Genomic DNA, 24,154 nt, shown 5'->3' with positions numbered 1-24,154 from the left:
CGAGCGGACGCAGGACCCGCGGGAGTGGAAGCGCCTCGGGCGGCGGATCCGGGAGCTGACCGGTGGGGAGGATCCGGACATCGTGTTCGAGCATCCGGGGCGGGAGACGTTCGGGGCGTCGGTGTTCGTGGCACGTCGCGGCGGGACGGTGGTGACGTGCGCGTCGACGAGCGGGTTCATGCACGAATACGACAACCGGTACCTGTGGATGAACCTCAAGAGCATCATCGGGTCGCATTTCGCGAACTACCGGGAGGCGTGGGAGGCGAACCGGTTGGTGGCGCGGGGGATGGTGCATCCGACGTTGTCGAAGGTGTATCCGTTGGAGCGGACGGGGCAGGYGGCGCTCGATGTGCACCGCAACGCCCATCAGGGGAAGGTCGGGGTGCTGTGCCTGGCGCCGGAGGAGGGGCTGGGGGTTCGTGACGAGGAGACCCGGGCTCGTCACCTCACCGCCATCAACCGCTTCCGCGGCGTGTAGGACCCACTGTCCGGACCGTCCGTTGCCGCAGCTCTCGTCACCCAACGATTGCCCGTCTGGGATGCTGAGGCCCTATGACAGAGCACAGTGACCTCATCCCGATGTCCGGCGAGGGTGACGGTGCCCCCGGCTTCGACCTGGTGCGCCGCGGTTACGACCCACACCAGGTGAATGCGCACGTCAACTGGCTGGTCGAGCAGCTGCGCGAGGCCGAGTCGCACCGCGCCGCCGCCGAGGCGGCCGCCTCGGAGGCCGCCGCCGAGGCGGCGCGGGTTCGCGACGACCTGGCCGCGAACCGACCTGCCTGGGAGGAGTTCGGCGGCCGGATCACCCAGATCCTGCAGCTCGCCGAGGAGGAGGCGGCGACGGTTCGCGCCGAGCGGACCCGCGACGCCGAGTCCCAGCTCGAGGAGGCCCGGCGCATCGTCACCGAGGCCGAGCACACCCGCGACCGCACCCTGCGGGAGGCCGACGAGCAGGCGCAGAGCATCGTCTCCTCGGCCCGCGCCGAGGCGGAGCGCGTCGTCGAGGCGGCCCGGTCGGCCGCGGCCCAGACCGAGGAGGAGTCCGCGCGGCGCCTCGCCGAGCTGGAGCACCAGCGCGACCAGGTCACCGCGCAGCTCGGCGCGCTGCACGACCAGGTGACGGCCCAGCTCGGCGCGCTGCGCGACCGGCTCACCGCGGCGACCGCCCCGATCGAGGCGCCGTCGGCCTCCGAGCCGAGAGCACTGACTCAGGGCGAGAGCACCACCGTCCAGACGGCGGGTTCGTCCCGCGGCTGACGCCGCCGCCGGTGAGGTCAGCGGCGGCAGCCGTCAGCGGCGCCGCCAGGGCCAAAGCAGTCACCAGGGCCAAGCAGTCCACCTGGGCCTCGCCGTGGTGCCGAGGTCTAGCGATGGCGCCAGGGCCGTCGACGTCGGTTCGCGCTGACGTGCCGCCGGGTCCAGCACGGGGTGTGCCAGTGCCGCCGTTCGCCGATGTCGCCGACCGGCCACACCACCCGATGCGGCGTACCCGCGGCTATGAGCTGGTCGCAACCCGGGCACCGGTATGCCTTCGTCGTCGCGGCGCCGGTCACCGGCCGCACGACCCAGTCCTCGTCCCCGCCCGCGCTTTCCCCCGTGCCCGGATTTCCGCCCGCGCCCATGCCGTCGACCGGGCCTCAGTGACCGCCGGAGCCGCCGTCCGGCCCTGAACGGCCGATGACCTCGCCGTCCACGACCCTGACGGTTCTCGGCTCCGCGCCGGTGTCACCCGCCCGCCCGCCACGGCCGACCCGGTGGATCGCCGCGCCGGCCAGCGTACGGGCCACCTTCGCCCGCCGGAGCATGCCCGCCGGGCTCGCCAGCGCCGACGACGCCCCGATGAGCGCGTGGAACGAGCGGTCGCTGCCGCGCCAGTGCTCCCGCAGGATCGGCTCACCCGCCCCGACCACCAGGCGACGGAACGCGAAGGCCACAACGGCCACGTCATCGAGCTGGCCGATCACCGGGATGATGTTCGTCAGCCGGTTCTTCGGTGACACCAGGTAGGCCAGCGCCGCTCCCGCCTCCAGCTTCGCGGACTGCGGCACCCGCGGGTCGGCGACCACCCGGCGCAGCATCACGACCAGGTCGGGCAGGAAGGTCGTCACCTCACGGCCGAATGCGCGCAGCGCGTCCTTGTCCACCGTGGCCATGGGCGTCCTCCTCGGGGCGTACGGGCTGCCGGCACGGGCGCCGACCGCCGGGGGGCGTCCCGGCGCCCGGCGACATCCTAGACACGACCGCCGACCCGCCCCGAAGGGTGATCAACGTCGGCTGCCCGTCCGGTACCCCCCGGAGGGGTCACGAACCCCCTCCAACCGGACCCCCGCCGCCTCAGCGCGAGTGGTCGCGGAAGCCCCGGCCGGTCTTGCGCCCCAGGTAGCCCGCCTTCACGAGGTGCTCGAGCAGGGGGGCCGGGGCATAGCCCGGCTCCCGGAACTCCAGGTACAACGTCCGCTGGATCGCCAGTGTGACGTCGAGACCGACCACGTCCGCCAGCGCGAACGGGCCCATCGGATGTCCGCAGCCCACCGTCATCGCGGTGTCGATGTCGTCGACGCTGGCGTAGTGCGCCTCCAGCATCCGCACGGCGTCGTTGAGGTACGGGAAGAGCAGCGCGTTCACGATGAACCCGGCGCGGTCCGCGCAGACCACCGGGTGCTTGCCGGCGGCCCGGCTGACCGCGAGCACCGTCGCGGTGACATCGGGAGCGGTCAGCACCGTCGGCACGACCTCGATCAGGCGCATCGCGGGCGCCGGGTTGAACCAGTGCATCCCGACGACGTCCCGCGGACGGGTCGTCGCCGTGGCGCACTCGACCACCGGCAGGGAGGACGTCGTGGTCGCGAGCACCGCCCCCGGCTTCATCACCTCGTCGAGCGCGGCGAACAGCGCCCGCTTCACCGAAAGCTCCTCGACGACCGCCTCGACGACGAGATCGCAGCCGGCGAGCGCGTCGAGGTCGGTCGTCCCCGTCACCCGGGCGAGCGCGGCGTCACGCTCCTCGGCGGACAGCCGTCCGCGCTGGACGCCTCGCTCCAACGACTCCACCAGCCTCTTGCGGACGGCCGACACCTTGTCGTCGGACCGCGCGCGGAACACCACGTCGAAACCGGAGCGGGCCAGGACCTCGACGATGCCGCAGGCCATCGTCCCGGTGCCCACGACGCCGACGGAGCGCACCGGCCTGGGTTCGACCCCGGCGACCACGCTCGGGGCGGCGTCGTCGACGACGTGCGGCGAGTCGGCCTCGGCGTAGGTGTAGAAGCCCCGACCGGTCTTGCGGCCCAGCATTCCGGCCGTGACGAGCTGCTTGAGCAGCGGCGCGGGAGCATGCAGGTGATCGCGGGACTGGTGGTACATCGAGTCGAGGATCTCGTACGCGGAGTCGAGCCCGATCAGGTCGAGCAGGGCCAGCGGCCCCATCGGGTGACCGCAGCCGAAGCGCATCGCCGCGTCGATGTCCTCCCGGGTCGCGTAGTGCGCCTCCAGCATCCGCACCGCGTTGTTCAGGTAGCCGAACAGCAGCGCGTTGGCGATGAAACCGGCCCGGTCGCCTGCCCTGACCGCAATCTTCCCGACGCGGCCGACCAGGTCGCGGACCTCGTCAAGGACGACAGGATCCGTGACGACCGTCCCGACCACCTCAACGAGTTCCATCACCGGCGCCGGGTTGAACCAGTGCGTGCCGAGCACCCTGGACGGCCGGTGGGTGCCAGCGGCAAGCTCGGTGACCGACAGTGAGCTGGTGTTGCTGGCGATGATCGTCTCGGCGGGACAGATCTCGTCGAGACGCGCGATGAGCTCCTGCTTGGCGTCCAGCCGCTCGTGGATGGCCTCGATGATCAGCGGACAGTCCGCGACGGCCGTCAGGTCGACGCCGCTGCTGATGCGGCCGAGCAGCTCCTCGCGCTCGGCCGGGGTCAACTTGCCGCGCTCGACCGCCCGATGCGTGGAGTGCTCCAGATGGCCCCGACCGCGGGCCAGCCCGGCCTCGTCCCGTTCGACGCCCACCACGTCGATACCGGCACGGGCCAGCACCTCCGCGATGCCGGCTCCCATGGTGCCGAGCCCGATGACCCCGATCCTCGTCAGCTCACCGAGGGTGCTCTCCTGGCCCATGCCCAGCGCTCCTTCCTCCGGGTGGTCTTTCCCGTGGTCTGGCCGCCTGTCACCGCCGAGTACGCGGCGTGCGGCGTGCGACGTCCCGGGCACCGGTGTGGCGTTGGGACCGGCACCGGCAGTGGAGCGTCCACTCCGCGAGTGCCCGAATCCTCCCAGGTTCTCGACGCATGAGCTTGTGATCGTGATGAAAGCTGCCATGCAGTGCGCGGGGACAGGATGCTACGCGCGCCGCCCCACCCACCGCGACCGCACGAGCCCGCCAACGGACCACGGACGGCGACAGCCAAAAAGGCGTGGCGGCTCAGTGGCAGGGGAGGACTCACCCAGCAGCCACGCGTCGTCCGGGAGGGACGGAACCGGGTCAGAACAGGGTGGGGATGGAAGGCTCGAGGCCGCGCAGGGCGTCGTAGTCGACCACCGAGCAGGCGATGCCGCGGTCGGCGGCCAGCAGGCGTGCCTGCGGCGTGATCGACTGGGCGCACAGAATGCCCCGCACCGGATGCGGAAGGGCCGGATCATCGTCCAGGCGGGAGAGGTAGCGGGTGAGCTGCTCAACCCCGTCGATCTCACCCTTGCGCTTGATCTCCACGGCCACGGTGGAGCCGTCGGCGTCGCGGCAGAGCAGGTCGACCGGGCCGATGCCGGTCTCGTACTCCCGGCGGACCAGCGTCAGGCCCTCGCGGACGGCGTCCGGCCGGTCGGCCAGCAGCACCTGCAGGTGCGCCTCCACGCCGTCCTTGCGCAGGCCGGGGTCGACACCGAGCTCGTGCGTGGAGTCGTGCAGGATCTGCTCGATCGAGATGACGAGCTGTTCCTCGGCCTTGTTGGTGACCCGCCAGACGCCCTCCTCCTCGGCGATGACGCAGGGCGGGCTCATCCAGTTCAGCGGCTTGTAGGCACGTCCGTCGGCGTGGATGGAGACAGAGYCGTCGGCCTTCACCAGGAGCAGCCGGACGGCGCTGGGCAGGTGCGCCTTGAGCCGGCCGATGTAGTCGACGCTGCACCGAGCGATAACGAGCCGCATGTCGCGACCGTACCGTGCCCGGTCACCTCACCTGGCCCGGGTACCCGCGTTCCGCAGGACGAGGTCGTCGAGCAGCCGGCGGCGGCCCGCGTAGCGGGTGGTGAGCCGCTGGGCGTCCTCGGCGGGGAGCCGTCCGAGGCGGCGCGGGTCGGAGTTGTCGGCCATGTCGGCCCGCTTGACGACGACGGCGATGCGGTCGGCGGCGACCCGGGCCAGGTAGGCCTCCTGCGGCTCGCCCTCACGGTGGGAGAGCGCGTCCACCGCGGCGACGACCGCCGGCGGGTACCCGGAGGCGGCGAGGTCGTCGAGCGTGACCTCGCTGTCCTCGACCACGTCGTGCAGGATGGCGGCCATCTGCGCGAGGGACGGGTCCACCCCGGCGGCGGGGGCCGTGCGGCCGACGGTGTCCATCACCCGCAGCGGGTGGCCGATGTACTCGTCGCCCGCCTTGTCGAGCTGGCCGGTGTGGGCCCGGGCCGCCAGCGCCACCGCGTCCTCCAGCGACGGCCGCGGCGGAGGCTGCGGCTGGGGAGTGGGGGCGGCCGCCGGTTCAGGCACTCGCGAGGCCGTTTGAGGTGCGCACGATGTTCACGATGCCACGCATGATGTCGGTCAGCCCGTAGTCCTTCGGTGTGAAGACGGCCGCAACACCGAGCGTCGCCAGGCGTTCCGCGTCCGCGGGCGGAATGATCCCGCCGACCACGACCGGGACGTCCCCGAGACCAGCCGCACGCAGCCCGTCCAGCACCTCGGGCACCAGGTTCATATGCGAACCGGAGAGCACGGACAGCCCGACCACGTGGACGTCCTCCTCCACCGCCGCGGCGACGATCTGCGCCGGCGTGAGACGGATCCCCTGATAGACCACCTCAAAGCCCACATCACGGGCCCGTACCGCGATCTGCTCGGCACCGTTGGAATGCCCGTCCAACCCGGGCTTACCCACCAGCAGCCGCGGCCGGCGACCCAACTCACCGGCGGTCACGGTCACCAGGTCACGCACCTCCCCCAGCCCGGCGCCCGCGGCGGCGGCCGACGGCGCCGCGGACACCCCGGTCGGCGCACGGTACTCACCGAACACCTCACGCAGCACACCCGCCCACTCCCCCGTCGTCACACCGGCACGAGCACACGCCAGCGTCGCCGGCACCAGGTTCGCATCCGTCTTCGCCGCCTCACGCAACCCCAGCAGCGCCTCGTCGACAACGGAGGCATCACGGGCGGCCCGCCACGCCGCGACCTGGACCCGGGCCGCCTCCTCACCCGCCGGGTCCACCGTCTGCACGGCCGCGTCCAGGTCGGCGAGCAGCGGATTCGGCTCGGTCTCGGTGAACCGGTTCACCCCGACAACAACGTCCTCACCAGACTCGATCCGCGCCCGCCGCATCGCCTGCGAGGCCACCAACTGGGACTTCATGTAGCCGCTCTCCACCGCGGCGACAGCCCCACCCATCGCCTGCACCCGGTCGATCTCCTCGGTCGCGGCGGCAACCAGCTCCTCGACCCGCCGGGCCACCACCACCGAGCCCTCGAACAGATCCGGGTACTCCAACAGATCCGTCTCATAGGCCAGGATCTGCTGGATACGCAACGACCACTGCTGATCCCACGGACGCGGCAGACCGAGGGCCTCGTTCCACGCAGGCAGCTGCAACGCGCGGCACCGGGCATCCTTCGACAGCGTGACCCCGAGCGCCTCCAACACAATCCGGATCACGTTGTTCTCCGGCTGCGCCTCGGTCAACCCCAACGAGTTGACCTGCACCCCGTAACGGAACCGGCGGTGACGCGGATCCGTCACCCCGTAACGAGTCCGCAGCAGATCATCCCACAGGGCGACGAACGCCCGCATCTTGCACATCTCCTCCACGAAACGCACCCCGGCGTTCACGAAGAACGACATCCGGGCACACACCTCGCCCATCCGCTCCGCCGGCACCTGACCGGAAGCGACCACCGCGTCGAGCACCGCGATCACCGTGCACAACGAGTACGCCAACTCCTGCACCGKCGTCGCACCCGCCTCCTGCAGGTGATAGCTACAGATGTTGATCGGGTTCCAGCGCGGGATCTCCGTCACCGTGTACGCCACAATGTCCGTGATCAACCGCAACGACGGCCCCGGCGGGAACACATACGTCCCACGCGACAGGTACTCCTTGATGATGTCGTTCTGGKTCGTGCCGGTCAGCTCCTCGGCCGCGACACCCTGCTCCTCCGCCACCACCTGGTACAACGCCAGCAACCACATCGCCGTCGCGTTGATGGTCATGGACGTGTTCATCCGACCCAACGGGATCTGCTCGAACAACGCCCGCATGTCACCCAGATGCGCGACCGGCACACCCACCTTCCCGACCTCACCACGCGCCAGCACATGATCCGGGTCGTACCCGGTCTGCGTCGGCAGATCGAAGGCCACCGACAGACCCGTCTGCCCCTTCGCCAGATTCCGCCGGTACAGAGCGTTACTCTCCGCCGGACTCGAATGACCCGCGTAGGTCCGCACGATCCACGGCCGGTCACGCTCCGACCTGGCCACATCCGTCATCGCCGCCTCCTAGCGCTCCGTGCGACGCCCAGGAACCGGCAGCCGGACGGACGCCGCCCCCGCGCGCAGAGCCACAGGCACGGGCCGTGCGCACGGACCTCGGGGCACATCCGACGCCGGGCCAGGACGGGGATCAATGGCCGCCGATCCTCGCGAGATCCGGCGACGGCAGCAGCGTAGCCGCCGATGCCGGTCAGGCGCCCCCAGTGCGCAGGGCCCGGGCCGGCCGAGAGCTCCACGGAGAGTTACCCGGAACAGGGCTACCCAGACGCTGGACGTCCAGGCGGCTGCCGTTCAGCGGCGGACGTTCAGGCGACGGAAGGGCTCGACGGCGGCGGACGCGGGTGGCGGCGGGCCTCAGGCGGAGGAGCAGGCGCTCGGGCCCCAGATGTTCTTCAGGTCGGCGGGGATCAGGTCGCAGGCCGCGGTGCCGCGGCCGACCAGGGTCCACGGGGCGCTGCCGACGCGCTTCCACACGTGCGGGTCGGGGGCGTCCGTCTCGGCGACCCCACGGATCTCGGTCATACCGACGGCCCAGAACTCGTCGCGTTCCTTGTCGACGCCCTCGACGGCGCCGTAGAACATCCCGTTGGGGATCGTGACGTCCGACGCGACCGGGGCGGCGGCACCGGTCTTCTTGCGCACCTCGTAGGCGGCGAGCCACATCAGCGGCTGGCGCAGGGTCGTGGGCTCGTTGCCCTTGAGCGCCAGCGTCCGCGCCCTGCCGGCGACCCGGCTGGTCTCCCAGGGGACCGAGGGCAGCGGGGGGCTGAGGATCGCGTCGTCGGGCTGCTCGACGGCGACGGCGCCCGGCGTGGCGGAGTCGTCGGAGGCCCAGACGAGCCCGATGACCACCCCGAGCACGACCGCGACCACGAAGGAGGCGGCCACGAGGAGCGGCCGCTGCTGCTGGGTCCAGGCCGCGGCCCCCGGCCGGGCCGCCCGACCACCGGCTGGGTCCACCCCCGCGGGCACCTCCACGTCCAGCATGTCTGTGTCTTACCTCCACCATGCCACGACCCGGCCCGATTATCGGGAAAGCATGCCCTATGCCGGCTCGGCGCCCGCCAACGGGGACTTGCCGATCACTCAGCGTCCACGGACGATCGTCGCCGGTGACGAATCTCACGGGACGAAGCCGCACCCCCGGGGGCGCTCTCTCAGGCTGCGGGCACGCTCAGGACACGGACCCGGTGGGGACTTCAGGCTGCGGGGACGCTCAGGCTGCGGGCGCGGCGGGCGTGGCCGACCGTGCCGTGCCCGCCAGCACCGGGAGGCACGGCAGCGAGCTGGTCGGGCGCGATCTGGACGCGCAGCAGACGTCCAAGGCGGTCGACCGCGAGCAGGCGTCCGAGGGCCGCGGAGGCGTCCACCAGGACGAGCGTGCGGCCGAGGGCGCGGGCCCGGCGGGCGCCCCCGAGCAGCACCCCGACACCCGCGTGGTCGCCCAGCTCCAGCCCGCCGACGTCGACGTGCAGTGGGCCGCGACCGGCGTCGATCGCGTTGTGCAGCAGCATCCGGAGCTCCCCGACGGATCGGACGTCCACCGTCCCCACCAGTCGGAGGGTCTGGTTCCCGCCCTCGCCGGGACAGTCCGCCTCCACCGCCCGCACCGTCGACGACTCGCCCATCGCGGCCTCCGATTCCCCATGCACCGGCAGGCCGAGACTGTCGCGTCGGGCCCGCCGTTGGGCACCTGCACCTGCGCTCGGCTTGCCGCACACAGCTGGACGAGTCCCGCGGACAGCCGATCGCAGTGGGGGGCTACTCGGAACCCACCCATGGCGATGGTCTCACCAATCTCTCCCATATGTTCCATTTGACTGGTGTGACGATCCAGCTCAGGCCCAAAGACCCATCCGAACGTCGGTGTCGGTGCGACGATGGACCTGGCGGGAAACGAACCTGGGACCAGGGCACCGAAGGCCCCCGGGCGCCCCGCGACAGACCAGACGGACCAAGGGGTGATCATGGAGACCACCGCTCTCGGCTTCCTCTATGGACCCACCCTGGTCCTGATCGCCGTCGGTGTGCTGGTCGCCGTCTGCCGGCTGACCTCGACGCCGGACGCGCACACCGATCACGACGCCGACCACGACCCGGACGCGGATGGCGGCGCCGATGGCGGTACCGGTCATCCGGGCGGCGACCGGCGCGCGGATGACTTCGGCCTGCTGGTCGCCGTCGCCACCGTGCCCAGCGAGCGGGCCGAGCGGCTGCGGGCGACCCTCATCGGCAGCGGCGTGCGCGCCACCCTGGCGCCCGCGCGGCCGGTGCCCGCCCCGGTGAGCCCCCGCGGCGACCTGCTCTACCTGGCCGGGGAGCTCCAGCACGTGCTCGTCTTCGCCGCCGACCTGCCCAGGGCCGTGCGCGCGCTCGCCCAGAGCCGCCGCGAGCCCACCGACGGCGCCTGACCCGCCCGCCGACACCCGTACCAGTCCTGGCCCAGGTCCGCCGGTCGGTTGTCGCGGTCAGCTCGGCCGCGGTCGACTCAGGCCGCGGCCACCGAGGACGGCTCGCGGCGGATCTCGGCGCCGAGCGCGGTGAGGTTCTCCACGAAGTGCGCGTACCCGCGGTCGATGTGGTGGACGTCACGGACCACGGTCGTGCCCTCCGCCATCAGGCCTGCCAGCACCAGCGCCGCGCCGGCGCGGACGTCCGAGGCGAGCACGGAGGCGCCGGTCAGCCGCGGGGTGGGCCGGACGACCACGTGATGGCCGTCGGTGCGCAGGTCGGCGCCGAGCGCGTGCAGCTCCCGGCAGAACACGAACCTGCTGTCGAAGACGTTCTCGGTGATCAGCGAGATTCCCTCGCTGACCGCCTCCAGTGCGATCACCTGCGGCAGGAGGTCGGTCGGGAAGCCCGGGTAGGGCAGCGTGACGACGTCGATCGAGCGCGGCCGCCCGTCCGCGCTCACCCGGAAGCCGTCCTCGACGAGCTCGACGACCGCCCCCGCGCCCACGAGCTTCTCCAGGACGATCCCGAGGTGCTCGGCCCGGCCGTGCCGGATGGTCACGTCGCCACCGGTCATCAGCGCGCCGATCGCCCACGTACCCGCGACGATCCGGTCCGGGACGGTGCGGTGCAGCACCGGCCGCAGCCCCTCCACCCCCTCGATGACGAGCGTGGACGTGCCCGCGCCGTCGATCCGGGCGCCCATGGCGGTGAGCAGCGCGCACAGGTCGGCGATCTCCGGCTCCTGGGCCGCGTTGTCGATCACGGTCGTGCCCTTGGCGAGCGCCCCGGCCATCAGCAGGTTCTCGGTGGCCCCGACGCTCGGGAAGTCCAGCCAGATCGAGGCGCCCTGCAGCCGCCCGGAGCAGCGGGCCACCAGTACCCCGGCCTCGACGTCCACCACGGCACCGAGCTTCGTCAGGCCGTTCATGTGGATGTCGAGCGCGCGCGAGCCGATCGCGTCGCCACCGGGCAGCGCCACCCGGGCCTCCCCGCGGCGGGCGACGAGCGGCCCCAGGATGGCCACCGACGCCCGGATCCGGCGGACGAGCTCGGCGTCCGCGGTGGCATCGACCACCTCGGGTATGTCGATGACGATCCGACCCCCGGCCCGGTCACGCTCCGCCCCGGCCCCGAGGCCACGCAGGACGTCGGCCATCACCGAGACGTCAAGGATGTCGGGTACCGCGTCCAACGTGGTGCGGCCGGGCGCGAGCAGGCTCGCCGCCATCAGCTTCAGCACCGAGTTCTTCGCGCCCGGAACGGCGACCTCGCCGACCAGCCTGGTCCCGCCTGTCACGACGAAGCACTCCACGGGCTCCGATGCTAGGTGCTCCGTGGAAGATCTTCAGCGCGGCCTCGGCAAACGGCGCGCCCCGGCCACAACCGGACACCAACGAAGACCTCCGGGGACCACCGACATCCATCCGACGATCTGACCGGATTGCTATGCATGCGGCGCCGAGGCGGAGTCCACGRCAGCACCGGGCGAACCGGCGACGCCCAGCACGCGCACTCCGTCGTGGTGACGCAGGAAAGGCTCCGGCTGGCCGGCGAGCGCGTCGGTGACCCGCACGGCGAACGCGGGCACCGACCGCTGGACGACCTCGTCCACGGTGAGCCAGTCGACCGCCACGGACTCGTCGGTCTGGGAGCTGATCACGGCGGAGACCGCACGGCAGAGGAAGACCATCGCCACGACGCCCATGGRCAGGTTGAGGTAGATGCCGGTAAGGCGAACCGGCTCCACGAGCGCCCCGGTCTCCTCCCGCACCTCGCGGCGAAGCCCGTCCTCGAAGGTCTCACCACGCTCGAGGACTCCGCCCGGAATCTGCCACGCGCCGGTGTCCCGCCGCTGGATGCAGAGCACGCGACCGTCATCTCTGCGTGTCACACCGGCTACGCTTACGGAATGCATGCGCGGAACCTACCAATTGGGTTACGTCGACTTGGATTACCTGGACCTGACCTGGACTTCGGTTTCGGTGCTCCTAGCGCGCCTTGAGTCCCTGCCGCCGGAAACCCACGCCTCGTACGGGACCGAGGCCCGGGCGTTGCTCGAGGATCCGATCGCCACGGATGACGCGCTCGCCGTGATTCTGGGCGACCCGTCCAATCCGAACAGGTGCGATTCAACGCGTTCTATTGCGTGCAGGCCGAGTACTACTCCTCACTCGACGGCGAGCCGGCGAACAGACAGGCGGCTCTCACTTTCGCGCTCGAAGCGGTGCGCCGGCTGTCGTCGATCCCAGGGGTCCTCCATCTGGCGGCCTCGATCATCGCGGATCAGTACGAAGCGGACAGCTCGGGAGCCGAGTACGCGCTGCGAATCGGTGACTACCAGTTGATCCGCGCCCGCATCCAGTACGCGCAACAGGCCGATCTGCTCCGGATAGGACAGAACGAGACGACCACGGAGCTGCGCGGTATCCGGACCCAGATCCTCGAGATCATGGGCCTGCTCGCGGCGGTGATCGCGTTCATCACGACCGCCRCCAACATCGCGGCCGGGCAACCTCCGGGACCGGCGTCGGGCCTCCTCACCTGCGCCGGAGGCGTGACGCTCCTGGTGTTCTGGGGCTTCCACATCCTGGTCATCGGTGGCGGAGACTCCCGACGGCGCCTACTTCCCCTCCTCCTGGGGGCGATACTCCTCGGCGTCGGCCTGGCACTCGCCGGACACTGACCGACGAAGCAGGGGCGAGAGGGGAAGGTGACTGGCGGAGATGCAGGTGACGGTGGCCTCGAGCTGGTCGGCAAAGGCCCACAACGAGGACGCTTGCGGATTTCGAGCGGACGGCGCCTGGGTGGTCGACGGAGCGACAGCCCTCGAAGCCGGACCGCCGATCGAGGGCCTTCCCGCCGCCGCCTGGCTGAGCTCGGTGGCCGACGACTACCTGTGCAGCGTCGACTGGGACGGTGCCGAGCTCGCGGACGTCCTCGCACGGCTGGTCGGACACGTGGCGGCGCGGGCGCGGCTCGCCGGGCTGCCGTACGCGGGCACGTGCCGCTCCACCGGGTTCCCCACCGCAGCGATCTCGGTGGTGCGGCAACGCGGTGACCTGCTGGACCTGTGCCTTCTCGGCGACGTCCCCGTCGTGCTGGCCCCGGCCGGCGGCCGGCCGTCTCCAACCGTGTTCGTGGATCCTCAGTTCGCGACGACCGAGCGGACGATCCTCGATGCCATCCGGGCGGACATCGACCACGGCGACGATCCGGCGGCAGCTTATGGACGGGCACGCGGGACCCTGCTGGAGCGCCGCCGGCGGCGTAACACGTCGCGCGGGTCGTGGATCCTCGGGGACGTCCCGGAGGCCACCCGTCACGCGCACTGCCGCACTCTTCGCCTGACCGGCGGCGAGGACCTGCTGCTGCTCTCGGACGGCTTCGCCCGGCTTGTCGAGCCGTTCGCCCTGGTGGACGGGTACGGGGCTCTCGTTGACGCGGTGCGCCTCGGAGCCGCGGAGGAGCTGGTGCACCGGCTCCGCGAGACCGAACAGGCGGACCCCGAGTGCCGGCGCCATCCGAGGTTCGGGGTCAGTGACGACGCGAGCGTCGTGCATGCCGTGATCTGAAGGTCTTCACGGGCACCGGGACGGCGGCGCCCATACAGTGACGCCATGGCGGTGCACCTGACCCGGATCTACACCCGTACCGGCGACGACGGCACGACGGCGCTGGGTGACATGTCGCGGGTGGCGAAGACGTCGCCACGGCTGGCCGCCTACGCCGACGTCGACGAGGCGAACGCGGCGATCGGGGTGGCGCTGGCGCTGGGCGAACTGGGCCCGGACATCCGCGAGACGCTCGGGCAGGTGCAGAACGACCTGTTCGACGTGGGTGCCGACCTGTGCACCCCGGTGGTCGCCGAGCCGAAGTACCCGCCGTTGCGGATCACCGACAGCTACGTCGACCGTCTTGAGCAGGCCTGCGACCACTACAACGAGAACCTGGCGAAGCTCAGCTCGTTCATCCTGCCCGGTGGCACGCGCGGGGCGGCCCTGCTGCACGTGGCGCGCACGGTGGCGCGCCGGGCCGAGCGGGCCTGCTGGGCGCTGGTCGAGGCGGAGCCGGAGGCGACGAGCCCGTTGCCGGCCCGTTACCTGAACCGCCTGTCCGACCTGCTGTTCATCCTGTCCCGGGTCGCGAACCCGGACGGGGACGTCCTGTGGAAGCCGGGCGCCGGCGGCTGAGCAGAGCCCCGGCGACGGCCTGGGGCCGACGGAGCCTGGGGCTCTGCCGGCCTCTGGAGCCGCCGTCTCGGCTTCGGCGCCGACAGGTGTCAGCGCCGAAGCCGGGGTGTTCCGGCGAACCGCGTCAGGCGATCGTCGCGCTTTCGGCGAGGATGCTGACGCCCTCCTTGGTGACGGAGACGAAGCCCCCGTCGACGGCGGCCGAGATCTCCTGGCCGCCGACCTTCACCCGCACGGTCTGGTCGCGCACGAGCACGGCCAGCATGGGGATGTGTCCCGGCAGGACACCGATGTCGCCGTCGACGGTCCGGGCGACGACCATGTCGGCGTCGCCGGACCACACCTCCTGCTCGGGCGAGACGATCGCCACCCGCATCGGCATTACAGGTTCTCCGCGTTCTTCTCGGCGTCCTCGATCCCGCCGCACATGAAGAACGCCTGCTCGGGCAGGTGGTCGTAGTCGCCCTGGGTGAGCCGGCGGAACGAGTCGATCGTCTCGTCGAGCGGGACGAACTTGCCGGGGATGCCGGTGAACTGCTCGGCGACGAAGAACGGCTGGGACAGGAACCGCTGGATGCGGCGAGCCCGGTTGACGAGGATCTTGTCCTCTTCGGAGAGCTCGTCGATACCGAGGATGGCGATGATGTCCTGCAGGTCCTTGTAGCGCTGCAGGATCCGCTGCACCTCGCGGGCGGTGTCGTAGTGCTCCTGCCCGATGTACCGGGCGTCGAGGATCCGGGAGTTCGAGTCCAGCGGGCTCACGGCCGGGTAGATGCCGAGGTCGGAGATCGCCCGGTCGAGCACCGTGTTGGCGTCGAGGTGGGTGAACGTCGTCGCCGGGGCCGGGTCGGTCAGGTCGTCCGCGGGGACGTAGATCGCCTGCAGCGAGGTGATCGAGTGACCGCGGGTCGAGGTGATCCGCTCCTGCAGGGCGCCCATCTCGTCGGCCAGCGTCGGCTGGTAGCCGACGGCGCTGGGCATCCGGCCGAGCAGCGTCGACACCTCGGAGCCGGCCTGGGTGAACCGGAAGATGTTGTCGATGAACAGGAGCACGTCCTGCTTCTGCACATCCCGGAAGTACTCGGCCATGGTGAGCGCGCCGAGGGCGACCCGGAGCCGGGTGCCGGGCGGCTCGTCCATCTGGCCGAAGACGAGCGCGGTGTCCTCGATGACGCCGGCCTCGGTCATCTCCAGGAACAGGTCGTTGCCCTCACGGGTGCGCTCGCCGACGCCGGCGAACACCGACACGCCACCGAACTCCTTGGCGACCCGGCGGATCATCTCCTGGATGATGACGGTCTTGCCGACGCCGGCGCCGCCCATCAGACCGATCTTGCCGCCTCGCACGTACGGGGCGAGCAGGTCGATGACCTTGATGCCGGTGGTGAACATCTCCGTCTTCGACTCGAGTTGGTCGAAGGCCGGCGCCGAGCGGTGGATCGGCCAGTAGGTCTCGGCGTCGACCTTGTCCACGTCGAGCGGGTTGCCGAGCACGTTGAACACGTGGCCCTTGGTGGCGTTCCCGACCGGGACGGAGATCGGCGCGCCGGTGTCGCGGACCGGAGCCCCGCGCACGAGGCCGTCGGTCTGCTGCATGGAGATGGCGCGGATGGTGTTGTCGCCGATGTGCTGCGCGACCTCAAGGGTCAGGACCGCGGTCTCGCCGTCGATCGTGCGGTCGACGTGCAGCGCGGTGTAGATCTCGGGAAGCTCGTCGGGGGCGAACTCGACGTCGACGACCGGTCCGATGACTCGGGCGACTCGGCCGATCCCCGGAGTCCGGCCCTCCGCCGTGGTCGGCGAGCTGGTGGTGACGGTCATGGCGTCCTCGGTTTCACTGTCGTTGCCCGCCGCCGCGGGCTTCGGCTTGACGTTCGTCGGTGTCGACGCCGGCAGCGGAGTCGATGCCGGCTGTGAGCCCAGTGTCCACACCGGTCCGCCCGCCGCCTAGTGCGTCGGCCCGCCGCGGTGCACGCCGGGGCAGGGGTGGCCGGAAGATCACAGGTCTCCTACGCGCCGGACGCCAGGGCGTTCGCGCCACCCACGATCTCGGAGATCTCCTGGGTGATGGCGTCCTGGCGGGCCCGGTTGGCCGCGCGGGTGTAGGTCTTGATGAGGTCCTCGGCGTTGTCCGTCGCCGACTTCATCGCGCGCTGGCGGGCCGCCGACTCGGAGGCCGCCGACTCCAGCAGCGCCGCGTAGAGACGGCTCTCGACGTACCGCGGGAGCAGCGCGTCGAGGACGGCCTCGGCCGACGGCTCGAACTCGTAGTTCGGCAGCGGCCCACCGGCCGGCGGCTCGTCGTGCTCGCGCAGGACCATCGGGAGCAGGCGGTGCGCCACCGCGTTCTGGGTCATGGCGCTGACGTACTCGGTGAAGACGAGATGGATCTCGTCGACACCGCCCTCCTCGGTGGGCGTGGTGAAGGCCGTGATGAGGGCGTCCGCCACCGCCTTCGCGTCGCTGTAGCTCGGCTGCTCGGAGAAGCCGGTGTAGTCGCCGGCCAGCGCCCGGCCGCGGAAGCGGTAGTACGTCCCCGCCTTGCGGCCGACCGCGTAGAGCAGCGGCTCCTTGCCCTCCTCACGCAGCAGCTCGACCAGCTCCCCGGCGCGCTTGAGCGCGTTGGAGCTGTAGCCGCCGGCGAGGCCGCGGTCGCTGGTGATCACGACCACGGCTGCCCGCGTCGGCTCCGGGCGCTCGGTGGTGAGCGGATGAGCGATCGTCGTCTGCGACGCCACGGCACTGATCACTCGCGTGATCTCCTCCGCGTACGGCCGGGACGCGGCGACCCGCGCCCTGGCCTTGGCGATCCGCGAGGCGGCGATGAGCTCCATCGCCTTGGTGATCTTCTTGGTGGACTGGACCGTCTTGATCCGCCGCCGATATTCGCGAAGCTGGCCCGCCATGGGTCAGTGACCCGCGGTCTCGTCGGACGGCTTGCGGTGGTGGACGGCGATCTCCTCGCGCTCCACCGCGGACGGGTCGAGCGCCTCGGGGACCGCCTCGTTCACCAGCTGCTTGCCGCTCGACAGCGTGAACTGCTCCTTGAACTCGGCGATGGCCGACTCCAGGGAGGAGACGAGGTCGTCGCCGAGCTTCCCGGTGTTCACGATGGTGTCGTAGATGGCGCTGTGGGTTCGCCCGACGAAGTCGAGGAACTCGGCCTCGAAGCGGCGGATGTCCTCCACCGGCACGTCGTCCAGCTTGCCGGTGGTGCCGGCCCAGATCGACACGACCTGGCGCTCGACGGAGAACGGCTTGTTCTGGGGCTGCTTGAGCAGCTCCACCAGCCGGGCGCCGCGGGCGAGCTGGTCGCGGGAGGCCTTGTCCAGGTCGGAGCCGAACGCCGAGAAGGCCTCCAGCTCGCGGTACTGGGCGAGGTCGAGGCGCAGGCGGCCGGCGACGGACTTCATCGCCTTGACCTGCGCGCTGCCGCCCACTCGGGAGACCGAGGTACCGACGTTGATCGCCGGCCGGACGCCCTGGTTGAACAGGTCCGACTCCAGGAAGATCTGGCCGTCGGTGATCGAGATGACGTTCGTCGGGATGTAGGCCGAGATGTCGTTGGCCTTGGTCTCGATGATCGGCAGCCCGGTCAGCGACCCGCCCCCGAGCTCGTCCGAGAGCTTCGCGCAGCGCTCCAGCAGACGGGAGTGCAAGTAGAAGACGTCGCCCGGGTAGGCCTCACGGCCCGGCGGGCGGCGCAGCAGCAGCGAGATCGCGCGGTACGCCTCGGCCTGCTTGGAGAGGTCGTCGAAGACCACCAGCGAGTGCTGGCCGTTGTACATCCAGTACTGCCCGATCGCCGAGCCGGTGTACGGGGCGATGTACTTGAAGCCCGCCGGCTGGTCGGCCGGGGCGGCGACGATCGTGGTGTAGGCCAGCGCGCCGGCCTCCTCGAGGGTGTTCACCACCTCGCGGATGGTCGTCTTCTTCTGGCCGATGGCCACGTAGACGCACTTGACCTGCTTCTTCGGGTCACCGCTCGCCCAGTTGTCACGCTGGTTGATGATCGCGTCGATCGCGACGGTGGTCTTCCCGGTCTGCCGGTCACCGATGATCAGCTGACGCTGACCCCGGCCGATGGCGGTCATCGCGTCGATGGCCTTGATGCCGGTCTGCAGCGGCTCCTTGACGGGCTGGCGCTGCACCACCGACGGGGCCTGCAGCTCGAGCGCCCGGGTGCCGGCCGCGGCGATGTCACCGAGGCCGTCGATCGGGCGCCCGAGCGGGTCGACGACCCGGCCGAGGAAGCCGTCGCCCACCGGGACGGCGAGGATCTCGCCGGTCCGGCGGACCTCCTGGCCCTCCTCGATGTGCTCGGCGTCGCCGAGGATGACGCAGCCGATCTCGCCGACCTCGAGGTTGAGGGCCAGTCCCAGCACGCCGCCGGAGAACTCCAGCAGCTCGTTGGTCATGGTGTGCGGAAGGCCCTCGACCCGCGCGATCCCGTCACCGGTCACGACGACACGGCCGACCTCCTCCCGGTCACCGGAGGTGGCCTGGAAGGAGTCGACGTACTCCCGGAGGGCGTCGCGGATCTCCTCCGGCCGGATGGACAGCTCAGTCATCGCGTTGGTCCTTCATGGCTGGCGTGGATCTGGTCATCGGTCGTCTCTGCCGGTCCGGCGGTCGGACCCGGCTTCAGCTCGCCCATCGCGCTCCGCGGCCTAACGGGTCAGCCCGCGGCGGGCTGCCGCGAGGCGGCGCAGGACGGTGCCGTCCACGACCTCGTCACCGACCCGTACGGCGACACCACCGAGGACAGCGGGGTCGAGATCGATCTGGAGCTGGATCTGCCGGCCGAAGAAGCGGCTGACCGCCACCTTCAGCCGCGCGATCTGGTCGTCGTCGAGCACGGTCGCGGTACGGACGACGGCGACCACCCGCCCGCGGCGGGCGGCCGCGATCCGGCTGAGCTGCTCCAGGCGCCGCTCGATGTCGCCCTGCTCGCGGTCGGCCACCGCCTGCTCGGCCAGCCGCAGGGTCACCGGGTGGGCGCGGCCGGACAGCAGCCGCGTCACCAGTCCCACCTTCGCGGACGTCGGCGCCGCCGGGTCGGTGAGGGCGAGCGAGAGCTGCGGGTTCTGGCCGAGGATCCGGCCGAACCGGAACAGCTCGTCCTCGACCTCGTCGAGGGCGTCGGCCGCCTCCGCCTCCGCCAACGTCGCCTCGACGGCGAGCTCCTCGAGCGCGTACCTGAGGTCGACGGGACGCGACCAGCGACCGGCGACGGCCGCCGAGACGACGGCGAGCGCCCCCTGGCTGATCTGCCCGCCGAGCAGACGGGCCGCGAGGCCCGTCCGCGACTGGGGCGGCGCGCCCGGGTCGGTGAGGGCGCGCCGAACCGTCGGCTCGCCCCCGACGAGGGTGGCGACCGCGCTGAGATCGCCGGCGATCCGACGGACCTCGGGCGCGACCGTACCGGCGGTTGCGCCGATCGGCACCGCCGTCACCTGGTCGAGGACCGACCTGGCGGCGGCGAGCGACTGCCGGCTGGCTCCCTCCACCGTCAGACTCCCGGCCCGGCCGGGACGGCGTCAGGCTGCGGAGCCTCGTCGAGACCCGCGATGAAGTCGTCGACGAGCTGCCGCTGGCGGGTGTCGTTCTCCAGCTCGCGGCCGACAATCCGGGTCGCGAGCTCGAGCGCGATCTCACCGATCTCACGGCGCACGGAGGCCACGACCTGGGCACGTTCCGCGACCAGCGCCGCGTCCGCCCGCTCGCGGATCTCGGCGACCTCCTGCTGCACCTGCGTGCGCAGCTCCTCGACGATCTGCCGCCCCTGTGCCTGGGCGTCCTCGCGGATGCGAGCCGCCTCCGAGCGTGCTTCGGCGAGCTGGGAACGGTACTGCTCGAGCAGGGCCTGTGCCTCGCGCTCCGCCCGTTCGGCGCGGTTGAGACCACCTTCGATACGTTCGGCCCGCTCGGCATAGGTCTTACGGATCTGTGGGTAGATCTTCCAGAAGAAGAATCCGACGAGAAGACCGAAGGCCAGCAGGCCGACGATCAGCTCGGCGAGCGGCGGCACAAGGACGCTGTCCTCGTGTTCCGCGCCTTCTTCGGCGGCGGCTAGAACTAGATTCTGCAGCACAGGGCGCCCCGGATCAGGTGAAGACGAACGGCACGACGAAGCCGATGAGGGCGAGCGCCTCGACGACGGCGAAGCCGATCAGCATGTAACGGAAGGCCACCTGCTCGGCCTCGGGCTGGCGGGCGATGGCCTGGATACCCAGACCGAAGATGATGCCGACGCCGATGCCAGGGCCGAGGGTCGCGATGCCGTAGGCCACCGTGCCGATGTTGCCGCTGATCGCGTCATCAGCGGCGAGCAACGTGGCCGCGGAAAGAGACATCGTAGGGATCCGTCCTTCTGTGGTCGGTGCACCGGGGCTCTCCCACGGTGCGCGTGGGTCGATTCAGGTTCAGGCCCGCGCCACCGCGCCAGCGGCGGTGACCGGCGCACTTGTTTCGTGGCCGTGGATCGGGGAGTGGTCCGCCGCGTGGTCTCCGCCGCCGTGCGAGGAGATCGCGCCGCCGATGTAGGCGGCTGTGAGGACCGTGAAGATGTAGGCCTGCAGCACGTCGATCATCAGCTCGAACAGCGTGAGAGCGATCGCCATCAGGCCGGAGACCAGCCCGAACACGAACTGGGGCTTCGGCAGCAGGTAGTCGGCGCCCAACGCGAAGACCAGCAGCAGCATGTGGCCGGCGAACATGTTGGCGAACAGCCGGATGGCGAGGGTGGCGGGGCGGGCGATCATCGTCGAGACGAACTCGATCGGAGCCAGGATGACCTTCACGAACAGCGGCGCGGTCGGCGCCGGCACCAGCATGTCCTTGAAGTAGGTACCGGCCCCGTGTTCGCGGATACCGACGATGTTGAAGATGAACCAGCTCACCGCGGCCAGGATCATCGGCAGCGCGATCCGCGACGTCGTCGGGAACTGCGCGACCGGAATGACCGCCATGACGTTGGAGAGCAGGATGAAGCAGAAGAGAATTGTCAGGTACGGGGAGAACGTCCTGCCTCGCTCGCCGATGACGTTCTGAGCGATCTGGAGATCGACGAAGTCGTAGATCGACTCGCAGAAGTTCTGGAGCCCGCGCGGCACCAGCGTCGCCTTGCGGAACCCCAGCCAGAGGAAGCCGCCRACGAACAGCGCGACGAACAGAGTCAGCGCGGACCACTTGTTGAAGTAGAAGTCGATCGGGCCCAGGTCGAACTCGAACCAGCTCTTCGGCTTGAAGACATCGGGAGTCGGCCCGTGGAAGCCGTCATCGGCCGCCAAGAGCACCGATCCGCTCGGCACTTCCGATACCTCCAAGATCATTTATGCTGACAAAGTTCGCGATCCCCCCGGGGTCGGATCGACCTCACCCTATACGGGATGGGCCGCCGCTCCGGGCAATCGAAGACACGCGGATGACCGTCGGACGCGACCCGCCCACAGCCCCGGTGGCAAGGGACACGCTGTCCCGGACCCGGCGCGTTCGACGCGGGGACGTCCTGTGTCGAAGGCATCTTCACGACGCTCTTCGACAGGGCAGATGCTATCTGCCCGGGCGCTGGAGAGCACTGGTTGCAGGACTAAGATCTCCGACAGACAGTCGAACGTTCATCTTCCGTTGGGTTTTTGGACATGTTGTCACACTACGTCATCGACACACTGCCCTGAGCACCGTCAGCGGCGGGCTCCGAACCGGTAGATGACCAGATAGAGCGACGCGATGATGCCGACGATGAGCCCGATCGGGAAGAACAGGGCGTCGAAGCCGGCGAGCCGATCGATCCCCAGACCGACCAACCCCCAGAAGCCGCCGCCGGCGATGAGCGTGCCGATGACGCCCCAGGCTTCGCCCGGCGGTGGATTCGGTGACGCGGCCGAGCCCGAGCTTAGTCTTTCTTCCCTTTCACTATTGTCCTTTTTGCCCGAATCTTCGCGATCGGGCCCGTTGGTGCCGTTCGCCATCACGTTGTTCCTAATCCTGGATCACCGCTGATCCGCTGATCCCCGGCCGCCCCGAGGCTCGTCCTCACCGGTCCGGCGGCCTGTCCTCGCCGGTCCCCCGACTGGTCCGCACCGGCCGCCGGCCGATCCGCACCCGGCTCCCGGCTGGGCGCACGGCCACCGGTCATCGCGGTGGCGGCCGCCACGGTCTACGGCTGTTCGCCGGACGCCCGCGGCGGGCGCGCGGCCGCGGATGACGGATTCCCCCGGACGGGGCCGCCGGGGCGAGCGACCCGCGACGGATCGAGCGGAGCGACGCGGGACGGATCGAAGGTCGCCGGATCGTAGAACGGCACGCGCAGCCTGGTGGCGGCCCAGACCTCGGCGCCCACCCAGCACAGTGTCGCGGCCATGATCGACCAGGCGAAGCTGGGCAGGTCGATCGCCGTCGCGTCGCGCAGCGCCACCAGGACGACCCCCAGAGTGGCGACCTTCGCCGCGTAGATCCCGAGCGCGGCCGGCAGCAGCATCGTGGTGGCGCCGCGCCGGGCGACCGCGACCAGGGCCAGCTTGCCGAGCGCGAAGAACGCCGCCACCAGGCCGACCGCGAGGGCTCCGCCCGCGATTCCGGCCGCGCCCCGAATGGCGCCGGTCAGCACAAGGACCACAGCCAGCAGCACCGCCATCGTGCACAACCCGGCGCGCAGCGCCGGGCGAGCCGCGGCGATCATGCGCGCCGGGCCGCGCGCTGGCCCGTCAGAAGAAGGGCGAGCAGCGCGAGCAGCCCCACGCCGACTGTGGCGACGAGGATCGGCAGCGGCGAGTCGGAGAAGGAGGCCGCCACTCCCCCGAAGCCGACGAGCGCGGCCCAGAAGTACATCAGCAGAACCGCCCTGACGTGGGAGTTGCCAATCGAAAGAATTCGATGATGCAGGTGCATCTTGTCCGCCGCGAACGGCGAGCGCCCCGCCTTCGTCCGCCGGATGACCGCGAGCCCGAAGTCGAGCACCGGGACGGCCAGCACCGCCAGCGGGATGGCCAGCGGAATCAGCGACGGAAGCTGTTGGGAGGGTCCAGCGTAACCCCCGTACGCGACCTGACCGGTCACCGAGATCATCGAGGCGGCCGAGAGCAGCCCGATGAGCATCGAGCCGGAATCCCCCATGAACAACCGGGCTGGGTTGAAATTGTGCGGAAGGAAGCCGACACACACCCCGGCGGTGACCGCGGCGAGCAGCGCGGCCGGTGAGGCCCGGTAGAAGCCGTTGGTCACCGCGATCTGGTAGGCGAAATAGAACGTGGCACCGGCCGCGATCGCGGCGACCCCGGCGGCCAGGCCGTCCAGGCCGTCGATGAAGTTCATCGCGTTGACCAGGATGAGCGTGGCGAAGATGGAGAGCGGGACGGCGGTCTCCGGCCCGAAGCTGAGTGTGGTCTCGCTGTTCCGGTCGATCGCGAAGGACCACTGCACGCCGAGCAGGACCATGACGCCGGCGGCCGCGACCTGACCGGCGAGCTTGGTCAGCGAGTCCAGCTCCCAGCGGTCGTCGGCCGCCCCCAGCAGGCAGATCAGCGTGCCGGCGACCAGGACGGCACGAGTCTCCGACCAGTCCTGGGAGACCACGGAGAGGAACGGCAGTTGATCGGCCACCTCGAGGCCCGCATAGAGCCCGGCCAGCATCGCCAGGCCACCGAGCCGCGGGGTGGGCGTCGCGTGCACGTCCCGGGCCCGGGGCCGGGCGACCGCCCCGACACGGAAGGCGACCCAGCGGGCGATCGGCGTCGTGAGGAAGGTGACCGCCGCCGCCACCGCGAAGACGAGCAGATACTCGCGCATCCCTACCTGTTC

26 protein-coding genes are annotated in these 24,154 nt (G+C 70.8%); 6 read left to right on the top strand and 20 right to left on the bottom strand.

Features of this window, described 5'->3' with window-relative positions; translation table 11 throughout:
- Both BBK14_RS01655 and BBK14_RS01650 read left to right on the top strand, forming a co-directional pair.
- Positions 1-481, top strand: a 481-nt coding sequence (locus BBK14_RS01655) for a zinc-binding dehydrogenase (RefSeq protein ID WP_157904190.1), incomplete at its 5' end; no start/stop codon positions are given.
- A gap of 74 nt (positions 482-555) precedes the next feature.
- Positions 556-1,263, top strand: coding sequence for an ATP synthase F0 subunit B (locus BBK14_RS01650; RefSeq protein WP_071059422.1), 708 nt, complete (start codon positions 556-558; stop codon positions 1,261-1,263).
- 380 nt (positions 1,264-1,643) lie between these two features.
- Here BBK14_RS01650 and BBK14_RS01645 read toward each other — a convergent pair whose 3' ends face one another.
- From BBK14_RS01645 to BBK14_RS01615, 7 genes are all read right to left on the bottom strand, one after another.
- A complete protein-coding gene (locus tag BBK14_RS01645) occupies positions 1,644-2,159 on the bottom strand; it encodes a YkvA family protein (protein WP_071059421.1) in 516 nt (171 codons plus the stop codon).
- A 181-nt stretch (positions 2,160-2,340) separates the two neighbouring features.
- The gene (locus BBK14_RS01640; protein WP_071059420.1) at positions 2,341-4,128 is read right to left on the bottom strand and encodes a 3-hydroxyacyl-CoA dehydrogenase family protein; all 1,788 of its coding nucleotides are present in this window, start codon (positions 4,126-4,128) and stop codon (positions 2,341-2,343) included.
- Between the two features lie 364 nt (positions 4,129-4,492).
- The gene (nucS, locus tag BBK14_RS01635) at positions 4,493-5,155 is read right to left on the bottom strand and encodes an endonuclease NucS (RefSeq protein WP_071059419.1); all 663 of its coding nucleotides are present in this window, start codon (positions 5,153-5,155) and stop codon (positions 4,493-4,495) included.
- 27 nt (positions 5,156-5,182) lie between these two features.
- Positions 5,183-5,713, bottom strand: coding sequence for an HD domain-containing protein (locus BBK14_RS01630; protein WP_071059418.1), 531 nt, complete (start codon positions 5,711-5,713; stop codon positions 5,183-5,185).
- On the bottom strand, positions 5,706-7,706 hold the full coding sequence (locus BBK14_RS01625; RefSeq protein WP_071059417.1) for a protein meaA: 2,001 nt from the start codon (positions 7,704-7,706) through the stop codon (positions 5,706-5,708). Before BBK14_RS01625 ends, BBK14_RS01630 begins: the two co-directional genes overlap by 8 nt.
- Positions 7,707-8,063: 357 nt before the next feature.
- Complete coding sequence (locus tag BBK14_RS36460) at positions 8,064-8,696, bottom strand: hypothetical protein (protein WP_071059416.1); 633 nt, start codon at positions 8,694-8,696, stop codon at positions 8,064-8,066.
- Positions 8,697-8,908: 212 nt separating this feature from the next.
- Positions 8,909-9,337, bottom strand: a complete 429-nt coding sequence (locus BBK14_RS01615) for an STAS domain-containing protein (protein WP_071059415.1) — start codon at positions 9,335-9,337, stop codon at positions 8,909-8,911.
- A 339-nt stretch (positions 9,338-9,676) separates the two neighbouring features.
- Here BBK14_RS01615 and BBK14_RS01610 point away from each other — a divergent pair, with 339 nt between their 5' ends.
- Entirely contained in the window at positions 9,677-10,120 is a 444-nt protein-coding gene (locus BBK14_RS01610) for a hypothetical protein (RefSeq protein WP_071059467.1), read from the top strand.
- Positions 10,121-10,197: 77 nt separating this feature from the next.
- On the opposite strand, the gene murA is transcribed toward BBK14_RS01610, so the two are convergent.
- Complete coding sequence (gene murA, locus BBK14_RS01605; protein ID WP_071059466.1) at positions 10,198-11,460, bottom strand: UDP-N-acetylglucosamine 1-carboxyvinyltransferase; 1,263 nt, start codon at positions 11,458-11,460, stop codon at positions 10,198-10,200.
- Between the two features lie 147 nt (positions 11,461-11,607).
- Positions 11,608-12,078 (bottom strand): NUDIX hydrolase, encoded by a 471-nt coding sequence (locus BBK14_RS01600; RefSeq protein WP_071059414.1) that lies wholly within the window; start codon positions 12,076-12,078, stop codon positions 11,608-11,610.
- A 207-nt stretch (positions 12,079-12,285) separates the two neighbouring features.
- Here BBK14_RS01600 and BBK14_RS01595 point away from each other — a divergent pair, with 207 nt between their 5' ends.
- The 3 genes from BBK14_RS01595 to BBK14_RS01585 are packed head-to-tail and all read left to right on the top strand — an operon-like array spanning position 12,286 to position 14,353.
- Positions 12,286-12,846 carry a hypothetical protein gene (locus tag BBK14_RS01595; protein WP_241831030.1) on the top strand — a complete coding sequence of 187 codons (561 nt, stop codon included), beginning with the start codon at positions 12,286-12,288 and terminating at the stop codon, positions 12,844-12,846.
- Positions 12,847-12,886: 40 nt separating this feature from the next.
- Entirely contained in the window at positions 12,887-13,735 is an 849-nt protein-coding gene (locus BBK14_RS01590) for a hypothetical protein (protein WP_071059413.1), read from the top strand.
- A gap of 45 nt (positions 13,736-13,780) precedes the next feature.
- A complete protein-coding gene (locus tag BBK14_RS01585) occupies positions 13,781-14,353 on the top strand; it encodes a cob(I)yrinic acid a,c-diamide adenosyltransferase (RefSeq protein ID WP_071059412.1) in 573 nt (190 codons plus the stop codon).
- Between the two features lie 124 nt (positions 14,354-14,477).
- On the opposite strand, the gene BBK14_RS01580 is transcribed toward BBK14_RS01585, so the two are convergent.
- The 11 genes from BBK14_RS01580 to BBK14_RS01530 form a co-directional block, all read right to left on the bottom strand.
- The gene (locus tag BBK14_RS01580; RefSeq protein ID WP_018502335.1) at positions 14,478-14,735 is read right to left on the bottom strand and encodes a F0F1 ATP synthase subunit epsilon; all 258 of its coding nucleotides are present in this window, start codon (positions 14,733-14,735) and stop codon (positions 14,478-14,480) included.
- Entirely contained in the window at positions 14,735-16,174 is a 1,440-nt protein-coding gene (gene atpD / locus BBK14_RS01575; protein WP_020458662.1) for a F0F1 ATP synthase subunit beta, read from the bottom strand. Before atpD ends, BBK14_RS01580 begins: the two co-directional genes overlap by 1 nt.
- Before the next feature lie 188 nt (positions 16,175-16,362).
- On the bottom strand, positions 16,363-17,259 hold the full coding sequence (locus BBK14_RS01570) for a F0F1 ATP synthase subunit gamma (protein ID WP_071059411.1): 897 nt from the start codon (positions 17,257-17,259) through the stop codon (positions 16,363-16,365).
- Positions 17,260-17,262: 3 nt separating this feature from the next.
- Entirely contained in the window at positions 17,263-18,924 is a 1,662-nt protein-coding gene (gene atpA / locus BBK14_RS01565) for a F0F1 ATP synthase subunit alpha (protein ID WP_071059410.1), read from the bottom strand.
- A gap of 99 nt (positions 18,925-19,023) precedes the next feature.
- The gene (locus tag BBK14_RS01560; protein WP_071059409.1) at positions 19,024-19,863 is read right to left on the bottom strand and encodes a F0F1 ATP synthase subunit delta; all 840 of its coding nucleotides are present in this window, start codon (positions 19,861-19,863) and stop codon (positions 19,024-19,026) included.
- Between the two features lie 2 nt (positions 19,864-19,865).
- Positions 19,866-20,447, bottom strand: coding sequence for a F0F1 ATP synthase subunit B (locus BBK14_RS01555; RefSeq protein ID WP_020458658.1), 582 nt, complete (start codon positions 20,445-20,447; stop codon positions 19,866-19,868).
- Between the two features lie 13 nt (positions 20,448-20,460).
- Positions 20,461-20,709, bottom strand: a complete 249-nt coding sequence (locus BBK14_RS01550) for an ATP synthase subunit c family protein (RefSeq protein WP_020458657.1) — start codon at positions 20,707-20,709, stop codon at positions 20,461-20,463.
- A 69-nt stretch (positions 20,710-20,778) separates the two neighbouring features.
- Entirely contained in the window at positions 20,779-21,666 is an 888-nt protein-coding gene (gene atpB / locus BBK14_RS01545) for a F0F1 ATP synthase subunit A (RefSeq protein WP_071059408.1), read from the bottom strand.
- A 372-nt stretch (positions 21,667-22,038) separates the two neighbouring features.
- Complete coding sequence (locus tag BBK14_RS39370; protein ID WP_020458654.1) at positions 22,039-22,326, bottom strand: AtpZ/AtpI family protein; 288 nt, start codon at positions 22,324-22,326, stop codon at positions 22,039-22,041.
- Positions 22,327-22,514: 188 nt separating this feature from the next.
- Positions 22,515-23,036: a Cg1360 family ATP-synthase-associated protein gene (locus BBK14_RS01535; protein ID WP_071059407.1), complete on the bottom strand. Its 522-nt coding sequence runs from the start codon at positions 23,034-23,036 to the stop codon at positions 22,515-22,517.
- Positions 23,033-24,142, bottom strand: a complete 1,110-nt coding sequence (locus tag BBK14_RS01530; RefSeq protein WP_071059406.1) for an MraY family glycosyltransferase — start codon at positions 24,140-24,142, stop codon at positions 23,033-23,035. Before BBK14_RS01530 ends, BBK14_RS01535 begins: the two co-directional genes overlap by 4 nt.
- Positions 24,143-24,154: the final 12 nt, after the last annotated feature.

This window comes from Parafrankia soli, from assembly GCF_001854695.1.
Lineage (GTDB): Bacteria > Actinomycetota > Actinomycetes > Frankiales > Frankiaceae > Parafrankia > Parafrankia soli.
The sequence above is the reverse complement of the archived record's forward strand: the minus strand, read 5'-3'. Positions and strand labels throughout refer to the sequence as shown.

Bases quoted from the DNA above. Each gene is read 5' to 3' on its own strand.
- BBK14_RS01650 (WP_071059422.1), top strand. From the start codon at position 556: ATGACAGAGCACAGTGACCTCATCCCGATGTCCGGCGAGGGTGACGGT.
- BBK14_RS01645 (WP_071059421.1), bottom strand. From the start codon at position 2,159: ATGGCCACGGTGGACAAGGACGCGCTGCGCGCATTCGGCCGTGAGGTG.
- BBK14_RS01640 (WP_071059420.1), bottom strand. From the start codon at position 4,128: ATGGGCCAGGAGAGCACCCTCGGTGAGCTGACGAGGATCGGGGTCATC.
- BBK14_RS36460 (WP_071059416.1), bottom strand. From the start codon at position 8,696: ATGCTGGACGTGGAGGTGCCCGCGGGGGTGGACCCAGCCGGTGGTCGG.
- BBK14_RS01615 (WP_071059415.1), bottom strand. From the start codon at position 9,337: ATGGGCGAGTCGTCGACGGTGCGGGCGGTGGAGGCGGACTGTCCCGGC.
- BBK14_RS01610 (WP_071059467.1), top strand. From the start codon at position 9,677: ATGGAGACCACCGCTCTCGGCTTCCTCTATGGACCCACCCTGGTCCTG.
- BBK14_RS01590 (WP_071059413.1), top strand. From the start codon at position 12,887: ATGCAGGTGACGGTGGCCTCGAGCTGGTCGGCAAAGGCCCACAACGAG.
- BBK14_RS01585 (WP_071059412.1), top strand. From the start codon at position 13,781: ATGGCGGTGCACCTGACCCGGATCTACACCCGTACCGGCGACGACGGC.
- BBK14_RS01580 (WP_018502335.1), bottom strand. From the start codon at position 14,735: ATGCCGATGCGGGTGGCGATCGTCTCGCCCGAGCAGGAGGTGTGGTCC.
- atpD (WP_020458662.1), bottom strand. From the start codon at position 16,174: ATGACCGTCACCACCAGCTCGCCGACCACGGCGGAGGGCCGGACTCCG.
- BBK14_RS01570 (WP_071059411.1), bottom strand. From the start codon at position 17,259: ATGGCGGGCCAGCTTCGCGAATATCGGCGGCGGATCAAGACGGTCCAG.
- atpA (WP_071059410.1), bottom strand. From the start codon at position 18,924: ATGACTGAGCTGTCCATCCGGCCGGAGGAGATCCGCGACGCCCTCCGG.
- BBK14_RS01550 (WP_020458657.1), bottom strand. From the start codon at position 20,709: ATGTCTCTTTCCGCGGCCACGTTGCTCGCCGCTGATGACGCGATCAGC.
- BBK14_RS39370 (WP_020458654.1), bottom strand. From the start codon at position 22,326: ATGGCGAACGGCACCAACGGGCCCGATCGCGAAGATTCGGGCAAAAAG.
- BBK14_RS01535 (WP_071059407.1), bottom strand. From the start codon at position 23,036: ATGATCGCCGCGGCTCGCCCGGCGCTGCGCGCCGGGTTGTGCACGATG.
- BBK14_RS01530 (WP_071059406.1), bottom strand. From the start codon at position 24,142: ATGCGCGAGTATCTGCTCGTCTTCGCGGTGGCGGCGGCGGTCACCTTC.